General features: G+C 72.1%; 29 protein-coding genes. 21 read left to right on the top strand and 8 right to left on the bottom strand.

Annotated elements, in window-relative coordinates; genetic code table 11:
• The first annotated feature begins 11 nt into the window (after positions 1-11).
• The 8 genes from ACZ5L9_RS19315 to ACZ5L9_RS19280 are packed head-to-tail and all read left to right on the top strand — an operon-like array spanning position 12 to position 6252.
• Entirely contained in the window at positions 12-1367 is a 1356-nt protein-coding gene (locus ACZ5L9_RS19315) for an MCE family protein (RefSeq protein ID WP_464531167.1), read from the top strand.
• Entirely contained in the window at positions 1364-2662 is a 1299-nt protein-coding gene (locus ACZ5L9_RS19310; protein ID WP_464531163.1) for an MlaD family protein, read from the top strand. Before ACZ5L9_RS19315 ends, ACZ5L9_RS19310 begins: the two co-directional genes overlap by 4 nt.
• A complete protein-coding gene (locus tag ACZ5L9_RS19305; protein ID WP_464531158.1) occupies positions 2659-3189 on the top strand; it encodes a hypothetical protein in 531 nt (176 codons plus the stop codon). Before ACZ5L9_RS19310 ends, ACZ5L9_RS19305 begins: the two co-directional genes overlap by 4 nt.
• Positions 3190-3233: 44 nt before the next feature.
• Positions 3234-3767: a hypothetical protein gene (locus tag ACZ5L9_RS19300; protein WP_464531154.1), complete on the top strand. Its 534-nt coding sequence runs from the start codon at positions 3234-3236 to the stop codon at positions 3765-3767.
• Between the two features lie 39 nt (positions 3768-3806).
• Positions 3807-4286 (top strand): pyridoxamine 5'-phosphate oxidase family protein, encoded by a 480-nt coding sequence (locus tag ACZ5L9_RS19295; RefSeq protein ID WP_464531150.1) that lies wholly within the window; start codon positions 3807-3809, stop codon positions 4284-4286.
• 35 nt (positions 4287-4321) lie between these two features.
• The gene (locus tag ACZ5L9_RS19290) at positions 4322-4519 is read left to right on the top strand and encodes a ferredoxin (protein ID WP_464531147.1); all 198 of its coding nucleotides are present in this window, start codon (positions 4322-4324) and stop codon (positions 4517-4519) included.
• Between the two features lie 4 nt (positions 4520-4523).
• Positions 4524-5477: a 3-oxoacyl-ACP reductase gene (locus tag ACZ5L9_RS19285; RefSeq protein ID WP_464531142.1), complete on the top strand. Its 954-nt coding sequence runs from the start codon at positions 4524-4526 to the stop codon at positions 5475-5477.
• A gap of 1 nt (position 5478) precedes the next feature.
• Complete coding sequence (locus ACZ5L9_RS19280) at positions 5479-6252, top strand: SDR family NAD(P)-dependent oxidoreductase (protein ID WP_464531137.1); 774 nt, start codon at positions 5479-5481, stop codon at positions 6250-6252.
• Positions 6253-6256: 4 nt separating this feature from the next.
• Here ACZ5L9_RS19280 and ACZ5L9_RS19275 read toward each other — a convergent pair whose 3' ends face one another.
• Positions 6257-6862: a TetR family transcriptional regulator gene (locus ACZ5L9_RS19275; protein ID WP_464531132.1), complete on the bottom strand. Its 606-nt coding sequence runs from the start codon at positions 6860-6862 to the stop codon at positions 6257-6259.
• Between the two features lie 145 nt (positions 6863-7007).
• Between ACZ5L9_RS19275 and ACZ5L9_RS19270 the strand changes: the two genes are divergently transcribed.
• The gene (locus ACZ5L9_RS19270) at positions 7008-9080 is read left to right on the top strand and encodes an acyl-CoA dehydrogenase family protein (RefSeq protein WP_464531128.1); all 2073 of its coding nucleotides are present in this window, start codon (positions 7008-7010) and stop codon (positions 9078-9080) included.
• 36 nt (positions 9081-9116) lie between these two features.
• Entirely contained in the window at positions 9117-9788 is a 672-nt protein-coding gene (locus ACZ5L9_RS19265; protein WP_464531125.1) for an alpha/beta hydrolase, read from the top strand.
• A gap of 16 nt (positions 9789-9804) precedes the next feature.
• On the opposite strand, the gene ACZ5L9_RS19260 is transcribed toward ACZ5L9_RS19265, so the two are convergent.
• Both ACZ5L9_RS19260 and ACZ5L9_RS19255 read right to left on the bottom strand, forming a co-directional pair.
• Positions 9805-10047 (bottom strand): DUF6458 family protein, encoded by a 243-nt coding sequence (locus ACZ5L9_RS19260; protein WP_464531121.1) that lies wholly within the window; start codon positions 10045-10047, stop codon positions 9805-9807.
• Positions 10048-10113: 66 nt separating this feature from the next.
• The gene (locus ACZ5L9_RS19255; protein WP_464531118.1) at positions 10114-11325 is read right to left on the bottom strand and encodes an alpha/beta hydrolase fold domain-containing protein; all 1212 of its coding nucleotides are present in this window, start codon (positions 11323-11325) and stop codon (positions 10114-10116) included.
• Positions 11326-11386: 61 nt separating this feature from the next.
• On the opposite strand from ACZ5L9_RS19255, the gene ACZ5L9_RS19250 reads away from it, so the two are divergent.
• Complete coding sequence (locus ACZ5L9_RS19250; protein ID WP_464531114.1) at positions 11387-12781, top strand: WS/DGAT/MGAT family O-acyltransferase; 1395 nt, start codon at positions 11387-11389, stop codon at positions 12779-12781.
• On the opposite strand, the gene ACZ5L9_RS19245 is transcribed toward ACZ5L9_RS19250, so the two are convergent.
• The gene (locus tag ACZ5L9_RS19245) at positions 12762-13751 is read right to left on the bottom strand and encodes an alpha/beta fold hydrolase (RefSeq protein WP_464531110.1); all 990 of its coding nucleotides are present in this window, start codon (positions 13749-13751) and stop codon (positions 12762-12764) included. The genes ACZ5L9_RS19250 and ACZ5L9_RS19245 overlap by 20 nt on opposite strands.
• Before the next feature lie 27 nt (positions 13752-13778).
• Between ACZ5L9_RS19245 and ACZ5L9_RS19240 the strand changes: the two genes are divergently transcribed.
• From ACZ5L9_RS19240 to ACZ5L9_RS19220, 5 genes are read left to right on the top strand one after another with little or no spacing between them, the layout of a single operon-like run.
• Positions 13779-16049, top strand: a complete 2271-nt coding sequence (locus tag ACZ5L9_RS19240; RefSeq protein WP_464531106.1) for an acyl-CoA dehydrogenase — start codon at positions 13779-13781, stop codon at positions 16047-16049.
• Entirely contained in the window at positions 16046-16621 is a 576-nt protein-coding gene (locus ACZ5L9_RS19235; RefSeq protein ID WP_464531101.1) for an FAS1-like dehydratase domain-containing protein, read from the top strand. Before ACZ5L9_RS19240 ends, ACZ5L9_RS19235 begins: the two co-directional genes overlap by 4 nt.
• Positions 16622-16629: 8 nt before the next feature.
• Complete coding sequence (locus tag ACZ5L9_RS19230; protein ID WP_464531098.1) at positions 16630-17022, top strand: Zn-ribbon domain-containing OB-fold protein; 393 nt, start codon at positions 16630-16632, stop codon at positions 17020-17022.
• Positions 17019-17507 (top strand): MaoC/PaaZ C-terminal domain-containing protein, encoded by a 489-nt coding sequence (locus tag ACZ5L9_RS19225; RefSeq protein ID WP_464531094.1) that lies wholly within the window; start codon positions 17019-17021, stop codon positions 17505-17507. The genes ACZ5L9_RS19230 and ACZ5L9_RS19225 overlap by 4 nt, the downstream gene beginning before the upstream one ends.
• Entirely contained in the window at positions 17504-18661 is a 1158-nt protein-coding gene (locus tag ACZ5L9_RS19220) for a lipid-transfer protein (RefSeq protein WP_464531090.1), read from the top strand. The genes ACZ5L9_RS19225 and ACZ5L9_RS19220 overlap by 4 nt, the downstream gene beginning before the upstream one ends.
• A gap of 3 nt (positions 18662-18664) precedes the next feature.
• Here ACZ5L9_RS19220 and ACZ5L9_RS19215 read toward each other — a convergent pair whose 3' ends face one another.
• Genes ACZ5L9_RS19215 through ACZ5L9_RS19205 form a run of 3 tightly spaced genes read right to left on the bottom strand, consistent with a single transcriptional unit; the run spans position 18665 to position 21768 of the window.
• Positions 18665-19801, bottom strand: coding sequence for a carboxylate-amine ligase (locus tag ACZ5L9_RS19215; RefSeq protein ID WP_464531086.1), 1137 nt, complete (start codon positions 19799-19801; stop codon positions 18665-18667).
• Positions 19802-19857: 56 nt separating this feature from the next.
• The gene (locus ACZ5L9_RS19210; RefSeq protein WP_464531082.1) at positions 19858-20724 is read right to left on the bottom strand and encodes a GTP-binding protein LepA; all 867 of its coding nucleotides are present in this window, start codon (positions 20722-20724) and stop codon (positions 19858-19860) included.
• 54 nt (positions 20725-20778) lie between these two features.
• Positions 20779-21768: a cation diffusion facilitator family transporter gene (locus tag ACZ5L9_RS19205; RefSeq protein ID WP_464531078.1), complete on the bottom strand. Its 990-nt coding sequence runs from the start codon at positions 21766-21768 to the stop codon at positions 20779-20781.
• Between the two features lie 62 nt (positions 21769-21830).
• Between ACZ5L9_RS19205 and ACZ5L9_RS19200 the strand changes: the two genes are divergently transcribed.
• The 4 genes from ACZ5L9_RS19200 (at position 21831) to ACZ5L9_RS19185 (ending at position 25062) form a co-directional block, all read left to right on the top strand.
• Positions 21831-22361 carry a maltokinase N-terminal cap-like domain-containing protein gene (locus tag ACZ5L9_RS19200; RefSeq protein ID WP_464531074.1) on the top strand — a complete coding sequence of 177 codons (531 nt, stop codon included), beginning with the start codon at positions 21831-21833 and terminating at the stop codon, positions 22359-22361.
• Between the two features lie 111 nt (positions 22362-22472).
• A complete protein-coding gene (locus tag ACZ5L9_RS19195) occupies positions 22473-23735 on the top strand; it encodes a GGDEF domain-containing protein (protein ID WP_464531071.1) in 1263 nt (420 codons plus the stop codon).
• 56 nt (positions 23736-23791) lie between these two features.
• Positions 23792-24223: a hypothetical protein gene (locus ACZ5L9_RS19190; RefSeq protein ID WP_464531066.1), complete on the top strand. Its 432-nt coding sequence runs from the start codon at positions 23792-23794 to the stop codon at positions 24221-24223.
• A complete protein-coding gene (locus ACZ5L9_RS19185) occupies positions 24214-25062 on the top strand; it encodes an oxygenase MpaB family protein (RefSeq protein WP_464531063.1) in 849 nt (282 codons plus the stop codon). The genes ACZ5L9_RS19190 and ACZ5L9_RS19185 overlap by 10 nt, the downstream gene beginning before the upstream one ends.
• 8 nt (positions 25063-25070) lie before the next feature.
• Here ACZ5L9_RS19185 and ACZ5L9_RS19180 read toward each other — a convergent pair whose 3' ends face one another.
• Complete coding sequence (locus ACZ5L9_RS19180) at positions 25071-25634, bottom strand: nitroreductase family protein (protein ID WP_464531059.1); 564 nt, start codon at positions 25632-25634, stop codon at positions 25071-25073.
• A 71-nt stretch (positions 25635-25705) separates the two neighbouring features.
• Between ACZ5L9_RS19180 and nemA the strand changes: the two genes are divergently transcribed.
• Positions 25706-26797 carry an N-ethylmaleimide reductase gene (gene nemA, locus ACZ5L9_RS19175; RefSeq protein WP_464531055.1) on the top strand — a complete coding sequence of 364 codons (1092 nt, stop codon included), beginning with the start codon at positions 25706-25708 and terminating at the stop codon, positions 26795-26797.
• Positions 26798-26862 lie beyond the last annotated feature (65 nt).

The following is a 26862-nucleotide window of genomic DNA, read 5'->3' as shown; positions in this document are numbered from 1 at the left end:
ACGCGCCCCGGATGCGGCGCAGGGTCCGGCGCTGCCTCGCGCTCATGCTGCTCCTGATCACCCTCGCCGGGGTGAGCGGCTGCGGCATCCAGGCGTACGACCTGCCACTGCCCGGCAAGGCGGTCAAGGCGTCCGACGGCTACCAGGTCAGCGCCGACTTCGCCGACGTGGTCGATGTCGTGCCGCGCACCCTGGTGATGGCCAACGACGTCGCCGTCGGACAGGTGGACTCGGTCAAGCGGGTCGGCTGGCACGCCGAGGTGACGATGACGATCCGCAAGGACATCGTGCTGCCGGCCGACGCCGTCGCAGACGTACGCCAGACCAGCCTGCTGGGGGAGAAGTACATCTCGCTCTCCGCGCCGGCCGGGGAGACGGTCGCGAACGCCGGCCGGCTGAAGGACGGCGCGCACATCGCCCTCGCCTCGACCGCCCGCAATCCCGAGGTGGAGGAGGTGCTCGGGGCGCTGTCCTCGCTGCTCGCCGGCGGTGGGGTGGGCCAGCTCAAGACGATCAGCACCGAGCTCAACAAGATGATGGACGGTCGCACCGAGGACATCCGTGCGGTGCTGACCCGGATCGACACCCTGGTCGGCACCCTGGACCAGTCCAAGGACTCGATCATCGACGCGATGACCCAGGTCGATCGGCTGACCTCCACGCTCAACAAGGAGAAGAGCACGATCAGCGACGCGCTCGACTCGTTCGGGCCGGCGATCACGGTGCTCCACCGGCAGCACCACGACCTGATGAACATGCTCCGGGGACTCGACAACCTCGGCACCGTCGCCTCGCGCGTGATCAACCGCAACGGCGACGACATCACCGGGATCCTCGACGACCTTCGCCCGACGCTGACCAAGCTCGCCGACGCCGGGGACTCGCTGCCCCGCGGCGTGATGATGGCGGCCAGCTTCCCGTTCCCGAAGGAGGCCGAGTCACTGGCGAAGGGGGACTACTCCAATGCGCTGTTCCACATGGAGTTCGATCTCGGGAAGATGCTCAACGGGCTCGCCACCGGCGGCAGCACCGGGCTGCCGCAGGTGCTCCAGCTGTGCAGCACCTACGCCAGCGACTGCAACCAGCTCCAGCCGCTGGTGAAGACGCTGTGCAAGCTCACCGGCCTCGACTTCGCCTGCTCGATGGTCGGCAAGGCGAGCGTGCTGCCGAGCACCAGCAACGGTTCGACCAAGAGCACCAAGGCGCCCAGCAACCCGCTGCAGCCCAACGACCCGGGTTCGATCCTGCAGGGCATCACCGGCGGCCTGCTCGGCAACACGTCCGCCTCCGGTGCGGGCTCCGGCGGCACCATCGGCGGACTGGCCGACTCGCTGCTCGGCGGCCTGCTGGGGGGTGGGAGGAAGTGACCCGCGGGGTGCGGATCCGGCTGCTCACCTTCGTGGTGCTGGCGGCCGTCGGCATCGTCTACGTCGCGGCCTCCTACCTCGGCGTGGTCGACAAGGTCCTCGGGCGCGGCTACCAGGTCAGCGTCTCGCTCCCCGGATCCGGCGGGCTCTACGTCGGCAGCGAGGTCGACTACCGCGGCGTCAAGGTCGGCAAGGTGACGGCGATGCAGCTGACCCGGGGCGGTGCCCGGGCGGTGCTGCGCCTCGATCCCGGCACCGACATCCCGCGCGACGCGCAGGTCCGGGTGCACAACCTCTCCGCGGTCGGCGAGCAGTACCTCGACTTCCTGCCCGCCGCGGCCGACGGCCCGTACCTGCGCACCGGCGACACGCTCACCGCGAGCGCCGACGCGCTGCCCGAGTCGACCGACGACCTGCTCACCAAGATCAACGGCTTCGCCAACTCGGTGAACTCCCACGACCTGCAGACCTTCGTCACCGAGCTGGGCGACATGTTCCGGGGCAACGCCAAGAACCTGCGCGCGCTCGTCGACTCCGGCGCCGACCTGATCGACGTCGCCAGCAAGCACAAGGACAGCACCATCTCGCTGCTCGACAGCAGCCGGAAGGTGCTCGCCACGCAGCAGGCCCACGCCGACGACATCCGTACGTTCGCCGCGGGGCTGGCCGGCGTGACCCAGGCGCTGCGGACCTCCGACCCGCAGCTGCGCCAGATCCTGCAGGGCGGGACCTCGACCGTCACCCAGGTGCAGTCACTGGTCGAGGGCCTGCAGCCGCTCTTCCCGCTCTTCATCACGAACCTGGCGACCGTTAACCAGGTGCTGACCGCCCGGCTGCCGGCGATCGAGCAGACCCTGGTCACCTTCCCGCTGATGGTGGCGAACGGCTTCGTCGGCACACCCGGCGACGGGTACGGCCACCTCAACATGCAGCTCACCTACACCACCCCGGTCTGCACCAAGGGCTACATGCCGACCAAGGACTGGATCCCCGGGGTGCAGATGGAGGACCCGCGGCCGTACTACCACGCCAAGTGCACCGACGCGCGAGCCCAGCCCGGCTACACCGGCCCCGACCCGATCAACCAGCGCGGGGCGAACATGGTCCCGCCCGCGGCGAGTATCGACACCCCGCTTCGGCTCGGGTCGTACGATGCCGTGACGGGCGCCACAGATCTCGGGAACGGGAGGACGGTAACGGTGACACCAGGCAACGGCGGCGGACCACTCTCCGTCCTGCAGAGCTATGCGGAGACGCTGAGCGGGTCACGAGCATCCGGAGCGGGCACCGAGTGATCACGAAGATCAACGCGGCCCTGGCCGCTGTGCTGGTGCTTGCCCTGATCGCGCTGGTCATCGTGCTGATCGGCGGCAATCGCGTGCTGCCGTGGGACACCGATGCCAAGAAGACCGTCGACGAGTACGCCGACGTCCAGGCCGCGGCGACACGCTCGGTGCTCGCGTTCCTCGACGTGGACTACCAGCACATGGACGACAAGCAGAAGGCCGTCGAGTCGCTGGCGACCGGCTCCTTCAAGAAGCAGTACGCCGGCACCGCGGCGACGCTCAAGACCGCGGCGGTGCAGGCCAAGGCGGTCTCGACGGGCGACGTGCGCTGGGTCGGCCTGCGCTCGGTCGACGGGGACACCGCGAAGGCGATGGTGGCGGCGAACGTCGTGGTCAAGAACGCCTCGACGACCAAGCAGAAGGCGACGGCTGCGTGTCCGCACGCCGGTGCGTCCTGCGACACGTACCGCTTCGTCGTGACCATGACCGACACTGACGACGGGTGGAAGATGTCCGACCTGGCAGGTGTGTCATGACGCCGGAGGTCGAGGTGGAAGGGCAGCGCGCCCCGAGGCCTGGCGTGCTCACCGCCGTCCTGGCGCTGCTCCTGGTCGTCGTGGTCGCCGGCATCGCCGTGACGGTCAAGCATGCGAACGACTCCGACACCGCCCCGGACGGCGAGCTCGCCTCGTCGGCCGTCCGGGCCGGGATCATGCAGCAGGCGGGCTCGATGACGACGACGGCGATGTCCTACCGTGCCGCGCAGGCCGACGCCGACATCGCCGCCGCGGAGAAGCTGATGACGCCGTCGATGCGGAAGAAGTACGAGGCCGATCTCCCGCCGAAGGATCAGCGCGCCGAGCAGGCCAAGATGAAGGTCACCATCAAGGCGAACGTGGCCTCGCTGTCCGGCAGCAAGGACGCCTGCAAGTCCGACGACTGCGCCGTCTCGATCGTCTCGGCCACCGGCGACCGCGCCCGGGTGCTGGTCTTCGTCAACCAGGCCGCCACCGCGAGCAGCACCACCAACTCGGTCGCCAGTCCGCAGTGGCAGCTGCTCACCCTGGTCAAGCAGGACGGCACCTGGTTGATCGATGACATGGTGTCCAACTGACTGCTAGAGTAGAACACGTTCTAGTTCGAAGGGGTGGAGATGGCCGCAGGACGCGACGCCGTACGGCTGACGGATGACGAGGTGGCCGCGTTCCTGCGCGATCAGATGAAGGTGCAGGTCGCCACGATCGGACCCGACGGCGCGCCGCACCTGTCCACACTCTTCTACGCCCTCGACGACGCCGGCCGGATCACGTTCTGGACCTACGGCGCCTCGCAGAAGATCACCAACATCCGACGCGACCCGCGCGTCAGCGTGCTCGTCGAGGACGGTCAGGACTACTTCGAGCTGCGGGGTGTGAGCATCCGGGGCGTGGCGCGGCTCGTGGAGGAGTATGACGAGATCCGGGCCCTCGGCGCCCGCGTGACGCAGCGGATGGCCGGCGACGCCGACCTCGGCGAGCTGGGTGACCAGATCCTCGACAAGCAGGCGAGCAAGCGCGTCGGCGTCGTGATCGAGGCCGAGCGGCTCGCCAGCTGGGACCACCGCAAGATGTCCGGCCTGCCCGGCCAGGGCTGAGCGCCGTACCCGTACCCGACGAGAGGGAAATCTCCATGGCCACGATCAGCGTCGACTGGGACCTCTGCGAGTCCAACGGCATCTGCGAGGGGATGGCCCCCGACGTCTTCCAGCTCGACGACGAGGACCTGCTCCAGATCGAGGACCCGACGGTGACCGACGAGAATCGCGAGCGGGTCGAGCGGGCGGTCGCCGGCTGCCCGCGTGCGGCGATCAGCATCGTCGAGGACTGATCCGATGGCTGCCACCTCGCCGGGACGGCTCGACGGCACGGTCGCGATCGTGACCGGTGCGGGCGCCGGCCTCGGCCGTGCCGAGGCGCTGGCCCTCGCGGGCGCCGGCGCCCGGGTCGTCCTCAACGACCTGCCCGGCGGCGCCGACGACGTGCTCGACGAGATCCGCGCGCTCGGCGGTGAGGCGGCGCTCGCGCCCGGCGACGTGAGCCGGCGCGCCACCGCCGACCTGATGATGTCGACCGCCGTGGACCGCTGGGGACGCCTCGACATCGTGGTCAACAACGCCGGCATGACCCGCGACAAGATGCTCTTCAACATGACCGACGAGGAGTTCGACGCGGTCATCGCCGTCCACCTGCGCGGCCATTTCCTGCTCTCCCGCAACGCCGGCGCCTACTGGCGCCATCGAGCCAAGGAGACCGGAGCGCCCGTCGACGCGGCCGTGGTCAACACCGCCTCGGAGGCCTTCCTCTCGGGCCCTCCCGGGCAGCCGAACTACGCCGCCGCCAAGGCCGGCATCGCCGCGCTGACCATGTCGACCGCGCGGGCGCTGGGTCGCTCCGGCGTACGGGCGAACGCGATCTGCCCCCGCGCACGGACGGCGATGACGGCCGATGTCTTCGGCGCCGACACCTCCGGTGCGGACGTCGATCCGTACAGCCCCGAGCACGTCGCCCCGCTGGTCGCCTACCTCGCCTCGCCGGCCGCCGCGAACATCACCGGTCAGGTGTTCGTCGTCTACGGCGGGATGATCGCGGCGATCGCCGCGCCGACCGTCGCCCGGCGCTGGGATCTCGCCGTCGACGGCGCCGGCGCGACCACCTGGGATCTCGACTCGCTGGACGCGCAGGTCGGCGGCTGGTTCGCCGATCGCGACCCGAGCGCCGGCTTCGCCGCCGACGCCATCATGCGACTCACGCCCGCCGAACTCGCTCACTCGAACGCTGGGAGCTGACATGGGACGTCTGCAGAACAAGATCGCCATCGTCACCGGTGGCGCGCAGGGCCAGGGCGCGGCGATCAGCCGGGCCTTCGTCGAGGAGGGCGCCCGCGTCGCCATCGCCGACGTCGCCGACGAGCCCGGGCAGCTGCTCGCCAAGGAGCTGTGCCAGGACTTCGGGGGCGACGTCGCGCTCTTCGTGCGCCACGACGTCAGCTCGGAGTCCTCCTGGGGTGCGCTGGTGGACGAGGTGGGCGATCGGTTCGGCTCGGTCGACGTGTTGGCCAACAACGCCGGCATCCTGCGGTTCAACGAGATCGTCAACCAGTCCGTCGAGGAGTTCGAGCTGCTCTGGCGGGTCAACACCCTCGGCTGCTTCCTCGGCATCAAGTCGGTCGCGCCGATCATGACGGCGAGCGGCGGTGGCTCGATCATCAACGCCTCCTCGATCGAGGGCCTGGCCGGCATGCCGGTGGTCGCGGGCTACACCTCGACCAAGTTCGCGATCCGCGGGCTCACCAAGGCGGCTGCCCTCGAGCTCGGGCCGAAGGGCATCCGGGTCAACTCGGTCCACCCCGGCATGATCGACACCGGCATGACCCGCGGCGTCGGCGCGGACGACGCCGCGATGGCGTGGGGCGGATCGAAGGTCGCGCTCAAGCGCGTCGGCGTCCCGGAGGACATCGCCCCGCTGTACGTCTACCTGGCCAGCGACGAGTCGTCCTTCATGACCGGTGCCGAGCTGGCGATCGACGGCGGAGCCACCGCCACCCACGCCTTCGGAGGTTGACCTCTCAACGCAGCAGCAGGCCGACCGCGACGTCGATCTGCTGGGTGACGTCCTCGGCGCTGGTACGTCCGGTGACCCAGCCGACCAGGGCGGCCAGCCACACGTCCGAGATGACGCGGACGATCGCGGCCTCCTCCTCGGTCGCCTCGGCGTGCTCGGGGGAGCCGGACATGGCGCGGGAGATCATCGTGGTCAGCCGCATGCCGACCTGGTGGATCTCCCCGGCGACCGAGGCGTCGGCGAACATGAACGCGCGCACCATCGCCTCGGTGAGCAGCGGCGACTTCTGCAGCGCCGCGGTGGTCCGCCCGAGGATGAACATCACCCGCTCGTGCGGGTTGTCGCCGGGCACGGCGAGCTCGGCGGTGCGTTTCTCGGCGCGCTCGAACTCGCGGTCCAGCGCCGAGACGAGGAGATGGATCTTGGAGGGGAAGTAGCGGTAGAGCGTGCCGAGCGCGACCTCCGCGTCGTCCGCGACGGTCCGCATCTGGACGGCGTCGAAGCCGCCCTCGGAGGCCAGGGCGATGGTCGCGTCGAGGATCCGCTTGCGCCGCTCCCGCTGCGCGGCCGATCCGCTGCTGGTCGCCTCAGTCCCCGTGGTGCTGGTCACCGTGCATCCTCCCTCGACGCTTCGTCGGCCCTCGATCAGGCCGAGTGGCCGGCGTCAGGCTAACCGGCCGAGGCCCGATCTATGAAACACGTTCTCCTTTTCGGGTAGAATTGAAACACGTTCTACCTGATTCTGAGGAGAGTTCATGCCGATCGGCGTCAGCGAGGAGCATCGGGACCTGGCAGCGAGCCTGCGGTCGTGGGCCGAAGGGCTGGGTGGTCCAGCGCTCGCCCGCGCAGCGGAGGGGCAGGCGGGCGAGGGCTTCGATGCGGCCTGGGGCAAGGTCGTCGCCCAGGGGGTCGCCGGCATCTGCGTGCCGGAGTCGCTCGGCGGCGGCGGGGGATCGATCCTCGACCAGGCGGTCGCCCTGGAGGCGTGTGCGGCAGCGCTGGTGCCGGGGGCGCTGCTGGGGACGACAGTGGTCGGCGCACTGCTGGCGCGGCACGGCGAGGGGTTGCCGGAGGGCGCGCGGGCCGGGTTCGCGCTCGGCCCGGAGGTGGCGTACGACGCCGTCGGCGCCTCCCACCTCCTGCTGCCCGATGAGGACTCCTGGTGGCTGGTCGGCTCCGATGAGGTGTCGCTCGAGGCGGCCGAGGGGCTCGACCTGACCCGGCGCGCGGCGCGGGTGGCGTGGAGCGGTGCGGGCGAGGCGACGGAGGTCGCGGGGCTCACCGCGGACGACGTACGCCGGATGGTCGTCACGCTCGCAGCAGCCGAGTGCGCGGGCATCGCGTCGTGGTGCCTCGCGACCGCCGTCGCCTACGCGAAGGTGCGCGAGCAGTTCGGGGCGCCGATCGGCAGCTTCCAGGCCATCAAGCATCTGTGCGCGGCGATGCTCGAGACCACCGAGGCGATCGCCGCGGCGGCATGGGACGTCGCCTGCGCCGCGGACGGGCGCGACGAGGAGCAGTGGGCGTACGCCGCCGAGGTCGCCGGCGCGACGTGCCTCGACGGCGCGGTCCGGGTCGCCCAGGACTGCGTGCAGGTCCTCGGCGGGATCGGGTTCACCTTCGAGCACGACGCGCACCTCTATCTCCGGCGGGCGATCGCGCTGCGCTCCCTCCTCGGCAGCGGCGACGACTTCGCGGCGTCGCTCGCAGCGCGCGCCGTCGACGGCACGCGCCGCCGGCTCCGGATCGACTTCGCGGACCGGGACGAGCCGATCCGGACCGCCGTGCGCGAACAGGTCGCCGAGATCGCGGCCACCTCGGTCGGGGACCGTCGCGCTGCGCTCGTGGAGGCCGGCTACCTGACGCCGCACTGGCCCGCCCCGTACGGCATCGACGCCTCGCCCGTCGTGCAGCTCGTGATCGACGAGGAGCTCGCCGCCGCGGGCGTGGAGAGGCCGGACCTCAAGATCGCCGGCTGGGCCGTCCCGACGATCCTGAAGCACGGCACCGACGCGCAGCGCGAGCGGTTCGTACGGGCGTCGCTGCGCGGGGAGATCCGCTGGTGCCAGCTCTTCAGCGAGCCCGGCGCCGGATCGGACCTGGCGTCGCTGACCACCCGCGCGGAGCGCGTGGACGGCGGTTGGCGGCTCACCGGCCAGAAGGTCTGGACCTCGCTGGCCCGGGAGGCCGACTGGGCGATCTGCCTGGCGCGGACGAACCCCGAGGAGCGCCGCCACCGCGGCATCACGTACTTCCTCGTCGACATGGGCTCCCCGGGCCTCGACGTGCGCCCGCTGCGCGAGATGACCGGGGATGCGATGTTCAACGAGGTGTTCCTCGACGGCGTCCTCGTCCCCGAGTCGTGCGTCGTCGGCCCGGTCGACGGCGGCTGGGCACTGGCCCGTACGACGCTCGCCAACGAGCGCGTCGCGATGGCGTCCGCGCGGCTCGGCGCCAGCGTGGAGCGCTGCGTCGAGCTGGCCGGGGGGTCGGCGGGGGAGTCGGCGGTCGATCGGGTGCGCGTGGGGCACCAGGTGGCGCTCGCGACGGTGTGCGCCCTGCTCGGTGCGCGGGTCACGCTCCGCACCCTGGCCGGCTCCGGCCCGGGGCCCGAGTCGAGCGTCGCGAAGCTCCTCGGCGTCCGCAGCCGGCAGGAGGCCTCCGAGCTCGCGGTCTCCCTGGCCGGGCCGCTCGCGCTCCTGCGCGGCGCCGATGCCGACGACGACCTGCACGAGATGCTGCTGACCCGCTGCCTGTCGATCGCCGGCGGGACGACGCAGGTGCTCCGCAACATCGCGGCCGAGCAGATCCTCGGGCTCCCGCGCTGACGCCGGTGCGGGAGCGGTCGCGACTAGGCTCGGGGCGTGGCCCACTTCGTGCTCATCTCGGGCGCGGGAACCGACTCCTGGTACTGGCATCTGCTGGCCGCGGAGCTCCGCGCTCGCGGCCACGGCGTCGCCGCGCCGGAGCTGCCCTGCGACGACGATGCCGCCGGGCTGCCCGAGTATGCCGACACCGTGCTCGCCGCGGTCGCCGATCCGACCGAGACGGTGCTGGTCGCGCACTCGTTCGGCGGATTCACCGCGCCCCTTGTCGCCGCCCGCGCCGCGGTCCGCCGGGTGGTGCTCCTCTCGGCCATGACCCCCGCGCCCGGCGAGGCGCCCGGGGACTGGTGGGCCAACACCGGCTACGACAGGGCGCGGCGGGAGCAGGACGAGCTAGACGGGCGTTCGCCGGAGGACGAGGACGCGCTGTTCTTCCACGACGTTCCCGCCGAGCTGACGGCGCGGATGCGGACGCATGTCCGCCAGCAGGCGGCCGCACCGTTCGAGGCGCCCTGGCCCCTGGGGGCCTGGCCGGACGTACCGACGTCCTTCCTGCTCTGCCGCCACGACCGCTTCTTCCCGGCGGTCTTCATGCGCCGCGTCGTCGAGGAGAGGCTGGGGCTGGTGCCCGAGGAGATCGACGGCGGACACATGGTGCCGCTGAGCCGTCCGTACGAACTCGCCGATCGCCTGGTCGGCATGGGCCGCTGAGCCGGCGCCTGCCGAATCAGAAGTCGCTGGTGCGACGCTCCTCGACGGTCTGGGTGCCGTCGCGGTGAGTGGTGGTCGCGACCGTACGGTTCGCGCGGCCGCGGTTCCAGGTGAGCGCGGAGAGGACGAGGACGACAGCGCCGACGGCCGTCAGGATCCAGCCGATCGTGGTGATGTCGACGCCCTGGACCTGCTTGTCGACGGCGAGGGCCAGGATCAGGCCGACCGCCAGGAGAAACGCACCGCTTCCATACCCCATCAGGGACTCCTTCCAACGGATGATGGCGCCCGGTGCCCGGCGGGGGTCGACGCCAAACCGTGCGCGCTAGCGAGCGGCGTGCCTGCCCCCGGCGGCCGGTCCGCCGACGTGGCTGCGGTGCCACTGCAGCCACTGCTGCACGGCGTTGATCGTGGCGTGCGAGCGGATCGAGCCGAAGATCTCGAACGCGTGCTGGGCGCCGGGGAGCTCGGCATAGGTGACCGAGGCCTTCGACACGTCCCGCAAGCGGGCCACGAACGCACGCGCCTGACGCACGCTGACCATCGTGTCGTTGGTGCCGTGGATGACCAGGAAGTCCGGGGCGTCGGCCGTGACGTGGTCGATCGGCGAGGCCTCGCGGAAGTCCTCGATGGTGGCATCGGGTGCGAAGACCCGCTTGGCCAGGAACCTCCGCAGGGAGACGGTGTACGGGTCGTCGCCGGCCATGTCGTAGACGCCGTAGAACGGGACACAGCCGGCTACCGGGACCTCGGCGGTCAGCGCGGCGAGGGATGCGAGATGCCCGCCGGCCGAGCCGCCGGTGAGGACGACGTGGTCGGAGTCGCCGCCGTACTCGCCGATGTGGTCACGCACCCAGCCGAGCGCGTTGCGGACGTCGTTGATCTGGGTGGGCCATCGGTACTTCGGGGCCAACCGGTAGTTGACCGAGACGCAGACCCAGCCGCGTGCAGCCATCCGGTTCATCAGCAGCAGGCCCTGCTGCTCCTTCTGCCCGATGGTCCAGGCGCCGCCGTGGATCTGGACGAGCACGGGCGCCGCGCCGGTGCCCTCGCTGTCGGCCGTCACCTCGCGCGGGCGGTAGATGTCGAGCCGCGCCTTCACGCCGCCTTGGGTGTACGCGACGTCGCGGATCACCTCCACGCGCGGGTCGGCCATCGCGAACGGACGGGCGAGGGACCGCAGCGACGTACGCTCGGGCTCCATCGTGGTCGCGTCCCCGGGCGCCACCGCGGCGTACGTCTCCCCGAGGACCTCGGTGAAGGTGGCGCCGGTTCCGCTGGCCCGCCACGCGAGGTAGCCGAGTCCGGCCGCCGAGCCGGCCGCGAGCGCCAGGCCGAGGGGCCCGACGCGGCGCCGAGCCACGGAGACGGCCGTGTCCACGGCGGCGATCGCCAACAGCTGCGGGGCCAGCTCGGAGACCAGCCAGCCGGCGGCGAACGCCGGCGGTGCCACCTCGCGCCGGGCGAGTGGGCGGGCGGCGTTCGCAGCGAGCACGGCGAGGGCGGCCTGGCGGAGGGTGTGGGGCCGGAGACGCATGGGGCCAACTTAGCGAGAGGGCGATAGAACACGTTCCAGAAATGGCCCTATCCTCATCCCCATGGATCGGCTGAGCGGCCTCGATGCGAGCTTCCTCTATCTGGAGACGCCCGAGCAGCTGATGCACGTCTCCGGCCTGCTGCTCCTCGAGCCCGGCACGATGCCGCGCCCCTATCGCTTCGAGGACCTGCGCGACGCGATCGCGCGCCGGGTGCGGGACGTGCCGATGTTCACCCGCAAGATCCGCCGCGTCCCGCTCGACCTCGATCATCCGATCTGGGTGGAGGACCGCCACTTCGACATCGACCGGCACGTCCATCGCCACGTGCTGCCTGCTCCCGGCGGCGACGCCGAGCTCACCGAGCTGATCGGCCACCTCGCCGGACAGGGCCTGCACCGGTCGCATCCGCTGTGGGAGATGCACGTCGTCGAGGGTCTCGCCAGCGGGCAGGTGGCCGTGGTGGCGAAGATGCACCACGCCTCGGTCGACGGGGTCAACGGCGCCAACGCGATCTCGTTCTTCTGCAGCCTGGAGCCGGAGGCGCCGCTGCTCGAGCTGCCGCCGTCGTGGCAGCCGATCAGCCGGCTGCCGAGCCGCGCGGAGCTCTTCGCGCGAGGCGTCGCCGAGAGCGCCCGCAAGCCGTTCCAGCTCGCGGGCTTGGTCCGTCCGACCGCCGGGATCCTGGCCGAGGCGAGCGAACGGGCCCGCCGTGGGATGGCGATGGCGGCGCCCCTGACCGCGCCCCGGACGTCGTTCAACGGCTCGATCACCGGTCAGCGCTCGGTCGCCATCGTGGACCTGCCGCTCGATCGCGTGCGCGCCCTACGGAAGGCGGTCCCCGGCGTGACCGTCAACGACGTGGTGCTCACCCTCGGTGGCGGGGCGTTGCGCCGCTACCTGGAGGATCGCGGCGAGCTGCCGGAGACCTCGCTGCTGGCGACGGTGCCGGTCTCGGTGCACGGCGAGACCAGCCACGAGGTCGGTCGCAACAAGGTGTCCTCGATGTTCGCGAGGCTCGGCACCGACGTCGCCGACCCGGTCGAGCGGCTGCACCGGCTCGCGGTCAGCAACGCGCACGCCAAGGACCACCACCAGGCGATCCCTGCCGACACGCTGCAGGACTGGGCGAAGTTCGCCGGCCCGCGGGTCTTCGGCACCGCGATGCGCGCGGTCTCCGCGCTGCGGCTGGCCGAGCACGGTCCGGTGATCCACAACCTCGTGATCAGCAACGTGCCCGGCCCGCAGATGCCGCTCTACTTCCTCGGCGCCCGGGTCGATGGGCTCTACCCGCTCGGTCCGGTCTTCCACGGCGCCGGCCTCAACGTCAGCGTGATGAGCCTCGATGGAGCGCTGCACATCGGGATCATCGCCTGCCGGGAGTCCGTCCCGGAGCCGTGGCGGCTCGCCCGGGACTTCCCGCTCGAGCTCGACGCGCTCAGCGCCGCCCTTCTCTAGCGTCGCGCGTGCCGAGGCGCGCCTCGACGCTCGCGATCGCCTCGAGCATGACCGGGACGAACGTCGCCGCCTCCAGGACGCATCCTCCGTGGCCGCAGTCGGCCTCGTGCGCTGACGCGCCCGGGACCAGGGTGGCCAGGGCGCGCTGACGACGGGCCGGGATCAACCCGTCCCGCGCCGTCACGACGACGGCCGTCGGCACGTCCACCAGCTCGAGCCACGGGGTGGAGTGGTGGCGACCGAGCACGCCGAGGACCTGAGCCACGGTCAGTGGGCTGGTGCTGCGGAACTCCCGGATGGCCCAGCGCCCGACCTGCTCGGCCGTGTAGGTCGGCGCGCCGGCCGCGGCCCGGTCGCCGGTACGACCTGGCGCCGCGAACACCCGCAGCGCCTTGCCGGTGAGCTCCAGCCCCTGGTGCAGGACCAGCTCGGGCACGGTCACCCGGAAGTGATCGCTGGTCGCCGCCAGAACGAGCCCGCCCACCAGGTCGGGGTGCTGACGCCACGTGCGCTGCGCGATCACCCCGCCCATCGAGTAGCCCGCGACGATCGGCCGTTCCAGGCCGAGTGTGTCGATCACGGCGGCGACATCGTCGGCGCAGTCCTGGAGGGCGAAGCGTCCGTCCCGGCCGCCGCCCAAGAGCTGCGCGCGGCCGTGCCAGCGCTGGTCGAACACGATCACCCGGTGGGTCCGGGCCAGCTCGGCCACGCTCGGGAACCAGGTCAGCATCCCGGTGCAGCCGATCGCATGCAGCAGCACCACCGCCGGCTCGTCGCGCGGGCCGGCATCGGTCAGCCAGGTGCGGCCCCGTCCGGGCAGGTCGATCCAGTCGCCCGTCGGAATCACCACGCCCGGCACCTGGGCGCGTCGGGCGGCCCAGTCGGAGGCGAGGGCGGTGCCGCCGCCGAGGAGTCTCCCGATCGGCCGGGTCAGCACCCGCGTGGGCATCGGATGGGTTGGCAGCCGCACGCGCTTAGAGTAGAACATGTTCCAGAAATGAGTGTGAAGGAGCCGGTGTTGAGCGACGAGGACCTGTCGGAGATCGCGGGCGTGCTGGCCGACGTGCTGAGCCGCGCCGATGCCGCCGCGGAGCCCGCCCGGGCGTGGTCGGCGATGGCGGACGCCGGCCTGCTGGCGCTGCCCGCGCCGGAGGAGTACGGCGGTGAGGGGCTCGGCCTGTCCGCTGCGTGCGTGCTGGTCCGCGAGGCCGCACGACGCGGGGTCGGCCTGCCGCTCGGGGCGACCCTGTCGATACTGGCCGCCGCGGGTGAGGCGCTGCCCCGCGACGTCGTCGCGCGCGCCATCGCCGGCAGGCTGCTGCTCGTCCCGGCCGTCGCCGAGACGGGTGTCGCGTTCCCGGAGCGACCGACCGTGATCTTCACCGGGGCCACCGTCAGCGGGCGCAAGATCGGCGCCGTCGCACCCTCGGATCCGGTCGCGACCGAGACGCTGCTGGTGGTCTCCGTGCTCGCGGACGAGGAGCCCGTGCTGGTGCTGGTCGACCCTGCGAGCGCGGGTGTCACCGCGACGACGACGCCCGACTCCGCCGGGATCGGCGAGGCGGCGTACTCCTTCGACAACGCTCCCGCCATCGCCGTCCTCGACCCCGGCCGGGTGAGCGTGGCATCGCTGCACCAGCACGTCGCCGCGGCCGAGCTGATCCGGCTCGACGGGCTGCTGGCGGGCGCCCTGAGGATGACGGCGGAGTACATCGGGGAGCGCACCCAGTTCGGCCGGCGGCTGGCCGAGTTCCAGGCCGTCGCCCAGCAGATCGCCGACGTCTACGTCATCTCCCGGCTCACGGCGCTCGTCGTCGAGGAGGTGGTGCGCCGGCTCGATGCCGGGGAGCCGGCCGACGATGACCTCGCGATCGCGACGCTCTGGTGCACCTCGCGGGTCGTCGCCGAGCTGCAGACCTGCCACCACCTGCACGGCGGGGTCGGCGTCGACGAGACCTACCCGCTGGCCGCGTACACCTCCGGCGCCCTGGACGCGACCCGCCATCTCGGCGGGCGGCTGGCCGCCATCGCGGCAGCGCCGATCGCCGAGTCGGCCGAGGCCGGATCGAAGAACAGCGAGCTCACCTCGGAGCAGCGGGCGTTCAAGGCGGAGGTACGCGCCTACTTCGACGGCCTGATGAGCCGCGCCGACCAGGAGGAGCTGCTGGTCGACCGGCACGGGCCGGCCTACCACCGGATCATCAAGCAGATGGGAGCCGATGGCTACCTGGGGGTCGGATGGCCGCTCGCGTACGGAGGGAAGGGACTCGATGGCCTCCACCAGGCGGTCTTCGCCAACGAGGCCGCCCGCGCCGACGTGCACCTGCCGGCGGTGACACTGCAGACCGTCGGGCCGACGCTGCAGGAGTTCGGGACCGAGCGGCAGAAGGAGATGTTCCTGCCGCGGATCCTCACCGGCGACGTGCACTTCGCGATCGGCTACTCCGAGCCCGACGCCGGCACCGACCTCGCCTCGCTGCGGACGACGGCCAGGCGGGTCTCGACAGGCTCGACCTCCGGCGGCTCGACCTCCGGCGGCTCGACCGGGGACTACTACGTCGTCAACGGGCAGAAGCTGTGGACCACCGGAGGGCATGTCGCCGACTACATCTGGCTGGCCGCCCGCACGGACCCGGACGCGCCCCGGCACCAGGGCATCTCGATCCTCATCGTCGACACCCGCGACCCCGGCTTCTCGTGGACGCCGATCCGGACGATCGACGGCTCGCACCATGTCAACGCCACCTCCTTCGACGACGTCCGCGTCCCCGCCGACATGCTCGTCGGGGAGGAGAACGGGGGCTGGCAACTGATCACCACCCAGCTCAACCACGAGCGGGTCATGCTCGGCCCGGCCGGACGGCTGGAGGGTTTGCGCGACCTGGTCCTGGGCTGGGCCGGGGGGCGCGGGCTGCTGGCGGAGCCGGGGGTGCGCGAGGTGCTCGCCGAGACCACCGCGGCGTTCCGGGTCAACGAGCTGCTCAACTGGCAGGTCGCGGCTCGCCCCGCGACCGGTCGCGCGGCGGTCGCGGACGCCTCGGCGTGCAAGATCTTCGCCTCCGCCGAGGTCCAGAGACTCGGTCGCGAGCTGCTCGGGATCGTCACGACGTACGGCGATCCGAGCGAGCCGGAGACGGCCTGGCTGACGCGGCTGCTCGACGCCACCCTGAAGCGCAACCTGGTGCTCACCTTCGGCGGCGGGGTCAACGAGGTGCAGCGCGAGCTGGTCGCCCAGTTCGGGCTCGGTCTGCCGCGGGTGCCTCGATGAGCGGGGTGGTCTCGACAAGCTCGACCTCCGGCGGCTCGACGTCCGGGTGCTCGACGTCCGGGGGCTCGATCTCAGAGGCCGTGCACGCTCAAGTGATGGCCGCCGCGGAGGAGATCATCGGCTGGGGCGAGGCCGCCGAGCGCCTCGCTCGCGACCCGGTCAACCAGCCGCGGATCGACGACTGGCTCGAGGCGATGGGATTCCCCGAGGACCTGCGTGCCCGGTTCGAGGGCGGGGAGGCACCGCCGTCGATGGCCCAGGTCTGGACGATGTACGGCCTGGGCGGCGCGGCCCCGGCCGAGGACCCCCTGCACGCGATGATGAACGTCCTCACCGACCTCGGGTTCACCGGCGTGCTCGGCACGAACTGCGAGCAGGAGTACGTCCGCTATCTGCGGGTGGGGGAGCAGGTCCGCGTCACGACCGCGCTCGACTCGGTGGTCGGGCCGAAGAGCACCGGCATGGGCGAGGGCTACTTCGTGACCTCCCGGTCGATCTGGCGGGTCGGCGACGAGATCGTGGCGACGATGCTCTTCCGCGTTCTGAAGTTCGTCCCGAGAGTGGTCTCATGAGCCCAGAGATGAGCAGTCGGATCCGGCCCGTGGTCAACCGCGACAGCGCGTACTTCTGGGAGGGCACGGCCCGTGGCGAGCTGCGGATCCAGTCCTGCAACGCCTGCGGTGCCCTGCGACACCCACCCGGCCCGGCCTGCCCCGACTGCGGGGCGCTGGACCGCGGCCACGTGGTCGCCTCGGGCCTCGGCCACGTCTTCTCCTACGTCGTGCACCACCATCCGCCCGTGCCGGGCAAGGAGCTCCCGCTCGTGATCGCGCTGATCGACCTCGACGAGGGCGTACGGATCGTGGGCGAGGTGGCCTGCGAGCCGGACGAGATCGCCATCGGCGAGCGGCTCCAGGTGGACTTCGAGCGGCTGGACGAGGACCTCACGATGCCGATCTGGAGGCTGCGATGACATCGGTGGAGGTGGGGGAGCGGCTACCCGAGATGACGGTGCCGATCACCCCGACGATGGTCGTCTCGACGGCGCTCGCGACCCGCGACTTCCAGGACGTCCATCACGACCGCGACCGGGCCCAGGCGGCCGGTTCGAGGGACATCTTCGTCAACATCCTGACCTCGACGGCGCTGTGCGAGCGCTACGTCACCGAGTGGGCCACCCGGTGGGCCGGCGAGGACGTCGAGCTGCGCGGCATCGCGATCCGGCTCGGCGCACCGGCCTACCCGTACGACATGCTGACGTTCACCGGCGAGGTCGCCTCGGTCGAGGACGGGATCGCGACGGTCGCGGTGACCGGCTGGGTCTCGACAGGCTCGACCTCCGGGGGCGGGGTCTCGACAGGCTCGACCTCCGGGGGCGGGGTCTCGACGGGCTCGACCTCCGGGAGCTCGACCTCCGGGGGCGCACACGTCACCGGGACGGTGAGGATCGCATGGTGAACGGCGCGGCGGCGATCGTCGGCGTCGGCGCCACCGACTTCTCCAAGGACTCCGGGCGCTCGGAGCTCCAGCTCTCGGTGGAGGCGGTGCAGGCCGCATTGGCCGACTGCGGGCTGCGCCCGACCGACGTCGACGGACTGACCACGTTCACGATGGACACCTCCTCGGAGATCGCCGTCGCGCGGGAGCTGGGCATCGCGGAGCTGCGGTTCTTCAGTCGGATCAACTTCGGCGGCGGCGCGGCGTGCGCCACCGTGCAGCAGGCCGCGATGGCGGTCGCGACGGGCGTGGCCGACGTCGTGGTCGCGTACCGCGGCTTCAACGAGCGATCCGGCGCGCGCTTCGGCCAGGTGTCGGTCACGGCGGCGACGCAGGTCAACACCAACGGTCTGGACAACGCCTGGACCTATCCGTTCGGACTGGGCACGCCGGCGGCGACGGTGGCGATGCAGGCGCGGCGCTACATGCACGACTACGGCGCGACCTCGGAGGACTTCGGCCGGGTCGCGGTCGCCGACCGGCGGCACGCGGCCACCAACCCGCATGCGTTCTTCCACGGCCGGCCGATCACTCTCGAGGAGCACCAGGCCTCGCGGATGATCACCGACCCGCTGCACCTCCTGGACTGCTGCCAGGAGTCGGACGGTGCGGTCGCGCTGGTGGTCACCTCGGCCGAGCGGGCGCGCGACCTCGCCCAGACGCCGGCCGTCGTCGCGGCAGCGGCCCAGGGCAGCGGGCGCGACCAGTTCGTGATGACGTCGTACTACCGCGACGACATCGGCATCCCGGAGATGGGCGTCGTCGGCCGCGAGCTGTGGCGACAGTCGGGGCTCACCCCGGCACAGATCCAGACCGCGGTGCTGTACGACCACTTCACCCCGTACGTGCTGATGCAGCTCGAGGAGCTCGGCTTCTGCGGGCGTGGGGAGGCGCCGGGATTCATCGCCGACGGCGCGATCGAGCTCGGCGGCCGGCTGCCGATCAACACCCACGGTGGCCAGCTCGGCGAGGCCTACATCCACGGCATGAACGGCATCGCCGAGGCGGTCCGCCAGGTCCGGGGCACGTCCGTCAACCAGGTCCCCGACGTGTCGAACGTGCTGGTCACCGCCGGCACGGGCGTGCCGACCAGCGGACTCGTCCTGCGGCGCTGAGGATCACCGCCAGGTCGCCTCGGTGCGCTCGACGAGGTCGTCGACGACTCCCTCGACGCTGCCCAGGCGCTCGTACGCTGCCCGCTGTCGCGTCGCCCCGCCCCCGCGCAGGACCCGGTCGACGCCGTCCTCGACGCGCTCGAGGTCGCCGGCCGCCTCGAGCGCCGGGCGGACGTGGTCGATCAGCCCGGCCAGCACGTCGCGGGCCGGAGCGAGCTCGCGCCGGGCGGGATGGACGAGGGCGTCGGCCAGACCGCGATGGGCGGCGCGCCAGGTGCACGCGCGCAGGATCTCGGCGCGCCACGGAGCCGGCGGCCGGCCGTCCGCCCACGCGTCGGCCGCGGTCTGCACCAGCCCGCGGACCAGCGCCGCGCACAGCACCGCGTCCTGCGGATCGGTGCACACGTCGAGCACGCGGACCTCCACGGTGGGCTGGCCGCGGGAGAGGCGGGCGTCGTAGTAGAGCATCCCGTCGTCGCGCGCCGCTCCGGTCATCATGAGCAGGCGGGCCGTCTCCTCGTACTGCTCGACGGTGCCGAACGCCTCGGTCGCCCCGGCGCTCGGCCAGCGGCTCCACGCCTGGCTGCGCCAGGAGGCGTACGTGGTGTCGCGACCCTCGAAGAACGGAGAGTTCGCCGAGACGGCGAGCAGGACCGGCAGCCACGGGGTGATCCGGTCGATCACGCCGACGCCCTCCTGGGGCGAATCGATGGCGACGTGCACGTGGCAGCCGCAGGTGGCGCCGGTGCGCGCGGTCTCCCCGAACGTGTCGACCATGTCGCGGTAGCGGTCGTTGGGCGAGACCTGCGGGTCGTCGCCGCCGAGGGGCACGATCCCGGAGGCGACCACCGCCAGCCCCGCTGCCGCGGCCGCGGTGCCTGCCGTGCGGCGCCCCGCGACGAGCTGCCGCCCGATCTCCTCGAGGTCGGCCGCCGGGTCGGTGCGGGTCTCGACCTGATGCAGGAAGAGCTCCTGGTCGAGCTCGTCGGTGGCGGGGTGCGGACGGTCTCGGACCTCGTCGCGACCGGTCCGCTCGCGGTTGACCCGGACCACCTCGCTCGAGCGTGGGCTGATCGTCCGGGTCGCGGGGTCCACGAGCAGGAGCTCCTCCTCGACCCCGACCGTGCGTGGCGTCTCCATGGGGTGCGTTACCCCGTGGGACACCGGCTCATCAGCGGCGCGGGACCAGCGGGCGGCTATGCCGCGGCGCGCCGGGCCTCCGCCAGCTCGACCGCGCGGCGGAACGAGCGGGCCACGTACGGCGGGACCTTCAGGCCCGCCGCCGACTCGGCGAGCAGCTCGGCCTCGACCCGGGTGACCTCGGCGGCGAAGGTGGCCGCCTCCGCGGGGCCGCCGATGCCCAGGTCGAGCATCAGCTCGCCCACGTCGGCCAGCCGGCTCTCGTCGCCCGCCCCGACCGGGGCGAAGGTGAGCGCCCGCAGCCGACGCACCAGCCAGCGCTGCCAGCCGGAGAGCTGCTCCCACAGCAGCCTCGCCGACATCTGGTAGAAGGCGTAGTGGCCGGGCTCCTGGCGCCGGATCGGGCTGATCACGGTGTGGGCCACGGCCGCCTCGCCGAGGTCGACCAGCCCGTCGTGGAGACGGCTGTAGGCCAGCACCGCCGAGCGCTCGGTGGACATGCCGGTCAGGTAGTAGAGCATCCGGGCGACATCCTGGATGGCGTGGTGCTCGGCCAGCAGGCCGAGCAGGCGCAGCGGGAACGACACGCCGCCCAACCGCGGCTGGGCGGGCGGTCGCCCGATCCGGGTCTGCAGCTCGTCGAGGATCAGCCCGTGGTGGCGCTCCTGGGGCTCCCACACGTCGCGGTAGAAGTACCGGTCGACCTCGGGCGGGTCGGGCAGCAGCACGGTCAGCTCGAGGACGTTGCGCTCGACCTCCAGCTCGGTGCACGCCATGTAGTCCAGCACTCCGCCGAAGCGCCGGGCGAGCTCCGCGGGGCGCCGCACGGTGTAGTCGACCGAGGATAGGTCGATGGGCGGATGCTCCTCGCCGAGGCGCTCGACATGTGCCCGCAGCCGGGCGGGGCTCACGAACCTGACCATGACCTTGATTCGACACCAGGGCCCGGTCGGATTTCTACCGTCGATCCGGGTGGTTCACCCGGCCTGATCGACGACCAGCGCGGCCTCGTCCGGCGGAGCCGGGGTGAGCACGGCGTCCTCGACCAGCTCGGAGCGCTCGATGTCGCGCTCGACGTCGCGGAAGCGCAGCGCCAGGTGGGCCTCCGAGTCGTCTCCGACCAGGTCCACCGCGGCGACGACGAAGAGTCGGCTCGGCCCGACGAACTCAGCGTGCAGGTAGGTGACCCGCTCGATCTGGGGATGCTGCAACAGGAGGCCCAGCACGTGCCGGTGCATCTGCGGTGGCAGGCCCTCGCCCAGCAGGTACGCCATGTTGCGGCGCATCAGGAAGACCGCGACGACGGCGAGAAGGACGCCGATCAGGATCGAGCTGCAGGCGTCGTACGCGGCATCGCCGGTGAGCTGGTGCAGGCCGATGCCGGCCGCGGCGATGACGATGCCGATCAGCGCGGAGGCGTCCTCGAAGAACACCGCCCGCAGCGTCGGATCGGACGTACGGGTGACGTAGCGGGCCGGGTGCAGGCCGAGCACGCTCGCCTTCCCACGCACCTGGCGGCTGGCCTGCGCGAACGACGTGCCCTCCAGGGCGACCGCCACGGCGAGGATGACGTAGTTGGTGACGAAGTGACCGCTGCCTTCCTCGGCCGGGCGCAGGAGGGTGGTGAGCCCGTGCCAGATCGACACCATCGCGCCGGCGGAGAAGAGGCCGAAGGCCGCGACCAGCGACCAGATGTAGGTCTCGCGCCCGTAGCCGCGCGGGTGGAGCGTGTCCCGTGGACGCCGGCCGCGCCGCTCGGCGATGACGAGGAAGATCTCGTTGCCGGTGTCGGACCACGAGTGCGCGGACTCGGCGACCATCGCCGCGGAACCGGTGAGCGCGGCCGCGGCGCTCTTGGCGATCGCGAGCAGGGCGTTGGCGACCAGCGCGATCACCACGGTGAGGGTGGACTCGCCGTTCTGACCGCGCTGGTCTCGTGCCTCGTCCTCGTAGGCCGACAGCGACATACCCGCCCCGTTATCCCGTACGAGCGGATCCATCCGTCGCGCCGCCGGGTACGTTCGGCCTCATGGCGATCATCCACCAGGCCACGATCAGCCCGACCAAGAGCGAGCTGCTCGACGCCCTGTTCGGCGAGCCGACCACGACGCTGGGCACGTACCGGTTCGACGACCCAGCCGGCGAGGTCGGCATCGAGGGGTTCGTCGTGCGCGTGGCGGGCGCGACCCGCCACGTCCTGCTCACCTACCGCGGCGCACCGCTCGAGGACGCCCGCCCCGTCTCGACGATGGAGCACAGCGCCCTCGGCCGGCGCTGGATCTACGACGCCGCCACCGACCCGGTCGCGCTCTCCGTGCTCGGCCGCGCGCTGGCCGGCGATCAGGGGCAGGCGCCGGAGGAGATCTGGAACGGCGACCACCACATCACCACCCGCGAGCCGAGTGCGCGCATCGCGCTGATCGCGGGCGAGCCGGCCGGCGCGGGTGCCGTTGCGGTCATCGTCGCCGACCTCGACGGCGTGCTGCCCGAGGACGCGGGAGCTCGCCTCTCCGCCGCCTGGGGCGGCGGCTCGGCGGTCGTCGCGTACCTCCCGCGCTGATTCCGCGTTGGACCGACGACACCGGGAGAGGCCTGGTGTCGGTCGGGAGCTGCGCGCAAGACTGAGGGCTCGCCCTCGGGTTGGAGCCGGAGCCGCGGAACGGACGGTGGCATGAGCAAGACGACCATGGTGCGGTCGCGCGGGCCGTCGCTCCAGGACCGCGCGCGGCGCACGGTGCCACGGTCGCTCTACCGCTCCTACCTCGCGGTGGTGATGGCGGCGACGTTCGTGCTGCCGTTCGCCCTGCACGACATCGGCCACCTGCCCGCACGCGACGACGAGCTGCTCACCGTGCTGGTGCTGATCGGCGCCTCGGCGCTCAACGTGGAGATGGGCCGGATCGTCGAGGGCGGGGTGGCCGGCAGTCAGCGCCCGCACAAGGCGCTGTCGGCGTGGGCGTTCGCCTCGGCGCTGGTGCTGCCGACCTGGTGGCTGCTGCCGGTGGTGACGGTGACCTACGTGCACGCCTGGTGGCGCGGGATGCGGGTGCCGGTGCTGAAGTGGATCGGCTCGGGCGCCTACATGGTGCTCTCCGGCCTCGTGGCGGCGGCGGTCTCGACGGCGATCGCGGGCCAGGACATGGACCTGATGAGCGGCACCGGTGGGCGGGGCCTGGTCACCGTGCTGGCGTCCGGGGCCGCGTTCCTCGCCGCCGAGACGCTGCTCTTCCACGGCAGCGCCTACCTCAACCGCCCCGAGAGCGAGGTGTGGCTGCGCCGGACGCTGCGCAGCCCCTCGTTCTACCTGACCGAGGCGGCGGTGCTGTCCATCGGCGGCCTGTCGGCGGCGATCTGGACCACTGTGCCGTGGCTGCTGGTGCTGTTGGTCCCGGTCTTCGGGCTGACCCAGCGGGCGGCCCTGCACGAGCCGCTGCGGGAACGGGCCGACCACGACGACAAGACCGGTCTACTGCGGTTCGAGGCCTGGCGCCACCTGGTGGCGCTCGGCGCCGAGCGCTGCTCGCGCCAGCACGAGTCGTGGAGCGTGCTGCTCATCGACATCGACCACTTCAAGCGGTTCAACGACCGGTGGGGCCACCTGGTGGGCGACGAGGCACTGACGGTGGTGGCTCAGACGATCGAGCAGGAGAGCGGACAAGGCGCGATCGTCGGGCGCTTCGGCGGCGAGGAGTTCTGTGTCTTCCTCGAGGGAGCCGAGGGCCGGGTAGTCGCCGTGGCCGAGCGGGTCCGGGTGGGCGTGGCGCAGATCGAGGTGCCCGGGGTGGAGAACCTCACCATCAGCCTCGGTCTCGCGGTGGTTTGGCCCGGCGTGGACGTCGAGCTGCACACGGTGCTCGAACAGGCCGACCGGGCCCTGTTCGACGCCAAGGCCGACGGTCGCAACACCACCGCCGTACGGCTCGTCTCCGACTAGCTCGCCTCACCGGAACCGGGGGAGCCGGCGTGCGCTCGCTGTGCAAGACTCGAAGCATGACCGCGACGCGCTCGCCGCTCCTGATCCCGGTCGCCGCCGCGCTCGCCGTGGGCCTGGGTGCCTGCGGCAGCGACAACGGCAGCAGCGGGGACGACGACTCCGCCACCGCTCGTGCCTGTTCCGCGCGCGCCGACCTCTCCACGTCGATGCAGAAGGTCGTCGACGACGTCAAGGCCGGCAACCTCGGCGACGCCCGCGACCAGCTCAGTGACGTACGCACCAAGGTCACGGCCCTCAGCGACGCCGTCTCCGACCTCAGCGCGGACGAACGGGACAAGCGTCAGCCGCAGATCCAGGAGCTGCAGGACGAGGTCAAGGGACTCACGAACGTCCGCAGCCTGACCGAGCTGAGCGTCGCCCTCACGACCGTCAAGGCCAGCGCGTCCACCCTCCTCACCGACCTCGGCGACGACCTGAAGTGCTCCTGACCCGGGTGCGCAGCGCGGCCGGCGCCGTCATCTTCGACCGGATCGCCGGCCCGGACGGTCCGCGTCAGCGCGAGCGGATCCACGGTCGCGAGGGGCCACGCCTCGCCGAGCCCGGCACCCCGATCTGGCGGGTGCACGGCGATGCCTCGATGTTCATCGGTGGACTGCGTGCCCTGTTGCTCCAGTCGCTGCACCCGGCCGCGATGCGGGCGGTCTCCGAGCACTCGGGCTACCGCGGCGACATGCTCGGCCGCCTCGCCCGGACCAGCACCTTCATCGCGACCACCACCTTCGGGCATGTCGAGGACGCCGAGGCGGCGATCGAGGTGGTGCGGCGGATCCATCGGCACGTGCACGGCACGATGCCGGACGGCACGCCGTACCGCGCCGACGACCCGCACCTGCTCGAGTGGGTGCATCTCGCCGAGATCGACAGCTTCCTGAGAGCGCATCAGACCTACGGCGCTCGGCCGCTGGACGCCGCCGAGCGGGACCAGTACGTCGCCCAGACCGCCGAGGTGGCCCGGCGCCTGGGCGTGCCGGACCCACCCTTGACCGAGCGTGAGCTCGGGCGTCGCCTGGCGGCGTTCCGGCCCGAGCTGCGCTCCACGCCCGAGGCCCGCGAGGCGGTCGGCTACGTGCTGCTCCGGCCGCCGCTGGGACTGGCCGAGCGGGTGCCGTACGCCGTGCTGGCGGCGGCCGCGGTCGGCCTGATGCCGCGGTGGACCCGCCGCCCGCTGCGGCTGCCGTGGCTGCCGGTCACCGAGCGCACCGTGGTGCGGGCGCTCGGCACCCTGACCACCGGCACGATCCGCTGGGCGATGACGCCGCCGCGGTGAACGCGGGCTCAGTCGCTCGCGGTCACCGGCCAGCGGATCTCCTCGAGCGGCAGCCGGTCGCGGCTCGTGCCGGCACCGGTGAGCTCCTCGGCGCCGGCGGCCGGCACGCCGATCGCCGCCATCGTGGTGACCTCCCATGCGTCCGGGACCCCGAACTCGCCGGCGACGGCGTCACGGTCGAAGGCACGGAACTGGTGGACCGCGAGGCCGAGGGCGTGCGCCTCGAAGCTCAGGTGCGCCACCGCCTGGCCCAGGTCGTAGCGGGCGAACTCGGAGTACTCCAGGTCGCTGCCGTCGACGAGCTGGCGCGACAGGTTCGCGACCAGCAGGCTCGCGGTCGGCGCCCACCGCGACGAGCTACGGGCCAGGTGCCGCACCAGCCGCTGGTGCACCGCATCGCCGCGCACCCCGACCACGAACGCCCACGGCTGCGAGTTGCCCGCGGACGGAGCACGGCTCGCCGCGGCGAGTAGCGCGTCGACCTCGTCCGTACCGATGGCGTGGTGCTCGTCGAAGGCGAGCGGGCTGAACCGCTCGCGGGCGAAGTCGCTCAGCTCCGGTCCATCGCTCACGTACGGACCAACCGCTGTGTCATCGCACGCATTCCGGAATCAATCGACGACCGCCCCGGTTGGAGCCCGGCGTGACCAGCACTCTCTTCGAGCCCCTGTCCGTCGGCGCGATCACGCTGCCCAACCGCGTGCTGATGGCGCCGCTGACCCGTATGCGCGCCACCGACCCCGGCGACGTGCCGAACCAGCTGATGGCGGAGTACTACCGCCAGCGCGCCGGCGCCGGCCTCATCGTCTCCGAGGGCACCCAGATCTCGCCGATCGGCAAGGGCAACATGGATACGCCCGGCATCTACAGCGACGAGCAGGTCGAGGGCTGGCGGCTGGTCACGGACGCCGTCCACGCGGAGGGCGGCCGGATCGCCGCGCAGCTGTGGCACGTCGGCCGGGTCTCGCACCCCGACCTGGTGGGCGGCGAGCTTCCGGTCTCCTCCTCGGCGAACACCTACCGCAGCCGGGCCAGCCTCAAGGGCGCGAACGGCCTGCCGGAGCGCGCCGACTCACCCACGCCGCGGGCGCTGAGCACCGAGGAGATCGCCGCCACCGTCGAGGACTACGTGCGCGCCACCCGCAACGCCCGCGAGGCCGGCTTCGACCTCGTCGAGATCCACGGTGCCCACGGCTACCTGATCCACCAGTTCCTCGGGGCGGCGAGCAACCACCGCGAGGACGCGTACGGCGGCTCGCAGGAGAACCGGGCGCGGTTCGCGCTCGAGGTCGTCGACGCCGTGATCGGCGCGTGGTCGGCCGACCGCACCGGCATCCGGATCTCGCCACAGGGCTCCTTCAACGGTCTCGACGAGGACGACCTGCCGATGGCGCTGTACCTCGCCGGTGAGCTCTCCCGGCGCGGGCTGGCGTTCCTGCACGTCTCCGAGCCCGACTGGGCGGGCGGCCCGGCCCTGCAGGATGACTTCCGCAAGGAGCTGCGCGCGGCGTACGACGGTGCCCTCTTCGGCGCCGGCGCGTACTCGCTGGAGAAGGCCGAGCGCCTGGTCGGGCTGGACCTGATCGACGCGGCCGCCTTCGGCCGGCCGTTCATCGCGAACCCGGACCTGCCGGAACGGCTGCGCGCCGGTGCCTCGCTGAACGAGCCGATCCCGGCGACCTTCTACGGCGGCGACGAGGCCGGCTACACCGACTACCCGACGCTGAGCGCCTGATCGGATCCGCGCGGACGACGACGCGGCGGCGAGGCTCTCGCCTCGCCGCCGCGTCGGGTGCTTCA

The sequence above is a fragment of the Nocardioides sp. JCM 18998 genome, assembly GCF_055391535.1.
This window is presented reverse-complemented; position numbering and strand designations above follow the sequence as displayed.

What these genes read in the sequence shown, in the direction of transcription:
- ACZ5L9_RS19315 (WP_464531167.1), top strand. Translation starts at nt 12, where the DNA reads ATGCGGCGCAGGGTCCGGCGCTGCCTCGCGCTCATGCTGCTCCTGATC.
- ACZ5L9_RS19295 (WP_464531150.1), top strand. Translation starts at nt 3,807, where the DNA reads ATGGCCGCAGGACGCGACGCCGTACGGCTGACGGATGACGAGGTGGCC.
- ACZ5L9_RS19290 (WP_464531147.1), top strand. Translation starts at nt 4,322, where the DNA reads ATGGCCACGATCAGCGTCGACTGGGACCTCTGCGAGTCCAACGGCATC.
- ACZ5L9_RS19285 (WP_464531142.1), top strand. Translation starts at nt 4,524, where the DNA reads ATGGCTGCCACCTCGCCGGGACGGCTCGACGGCACGGTCGCGATCGTG.
- ACZ5L9_RS19280 (WP_464531137.1), top strand. Translation starts at nt 5,479, where the DNA reads ATGGGACGTCTGCAGAACAAGATCGCCATCGTCACCGGTGGCGCGCAG.
- ACZ5L9_RS19270 (WP_464531128.1), top strand. Translation starts at nt 7,008, where the DNA reads ATGCCGATCGGCGTCAGCGAGGAGCATCGGGACCTGGCAGCGAGCCTG.
- ACZ5L9_RS19260 (WP_464531121.1), bottom strand. Translation starts at nt 10,047, where the DNA reads ATGGGGTATGGAAGCGGTGCGTTTCTCCTGGCGGTCGGCCTGATCCTG.
- ACZ5L9_RS19255 (WP_464531118.1), bottom strand. Translation starts at nt 11,325, where the DNA reads ATGCGTCTCCGGCCCCACACCCTCCGCCAGGCCGCCCTCGCCGTGCTC.
- ACZ5L9_RS19250 (WP_464531114.1), top strand. Translation starts at nt 11,387, where the DNA reads ATGGATCGGCTGAGCGGCCTCGATGCGAGCTTCCTCTATCTGGAGACG.
- ACZ5L9_RS19240 (WP_464531106.1), top strand. Translation starts at nt 13,779, where the DNA reads ATGAGTGTGAAGGAGCCGGTGTTGAGCGACGAGGACCTGTCGGAGATC.
- ACZ5L9_RS19235 (WP_464531101.1), top strand. Translation starts at nt 16,046, where the DNA reads ATGAGCGGGGTGGTCTCGACAAGCTCGACCTCCGGCGGCTCGACGTCC.
- ACZ5L9_RS19230 (WP_464531098.1), top strand. Translation starts at nt 16,630, where the DNA reads ATGAGCAGTCGGATCCGGCCCGTGGTCAACCGCGACAGCGCGTACTTC.
- ACZ5L9_RS19225 (WP_464531094.1), top strand. Translation starts at nt 17,019, where the DNA reads ATGACATCGGTGGAGGTGGGGGAGCGGCTACCCGAGATGACGGTGCCG.
- ACZ5L9_RS19215 (WP_464531086.1), bottom strand. Translation starts at nt 19,801, where the DNA reads ATGGAGACGCCACGCACGGTCGGGGTCGAGGAGGAGCTCCTGCTCGTG.
- ACZ5L9_RS19210 (WP_464531082.1), bottom strand. Translation starts at nt 20,724, where the DNA reads ATGGTCAGGTTCGTGAGCCCCGCCCGGCTGCGGGCACATGTCGAGCGC.
- ACZ5L9_RS19205 (WP_464531078.1), bottom strand. Translation starts at nt 21,768, where the DNA reads ATGTCGCTGTCGGCCTACGAGGACGAGGCACGAGACCAGCGCGGTCAG.
- ACZ5L9_RS19200 (WP_464531074.1), top strand. Translation starts at nt 21,831, where the DNA reads ATGGCGATCATCCACCAGGCCACGATCAGCCCGACCAAGAGCGAGCTG.
- ACZ5L9_RS19195 (WP_464531071.1), top strand. Translation starts at nt 22,473, where the DNA reads ATGAGCAAGACGACCATGGTGCGGTCGCGCGGGCCGTCGCTCCAGGAC.
- ACZ5L9_RS19190 (WP_464531066.1), top strand. Translation starts at nt 23,792, where the DNA reads ATGACCGCGACGCGCTCGCCGCTCCTGATCCCGGTCGCCGCCGCGCTC.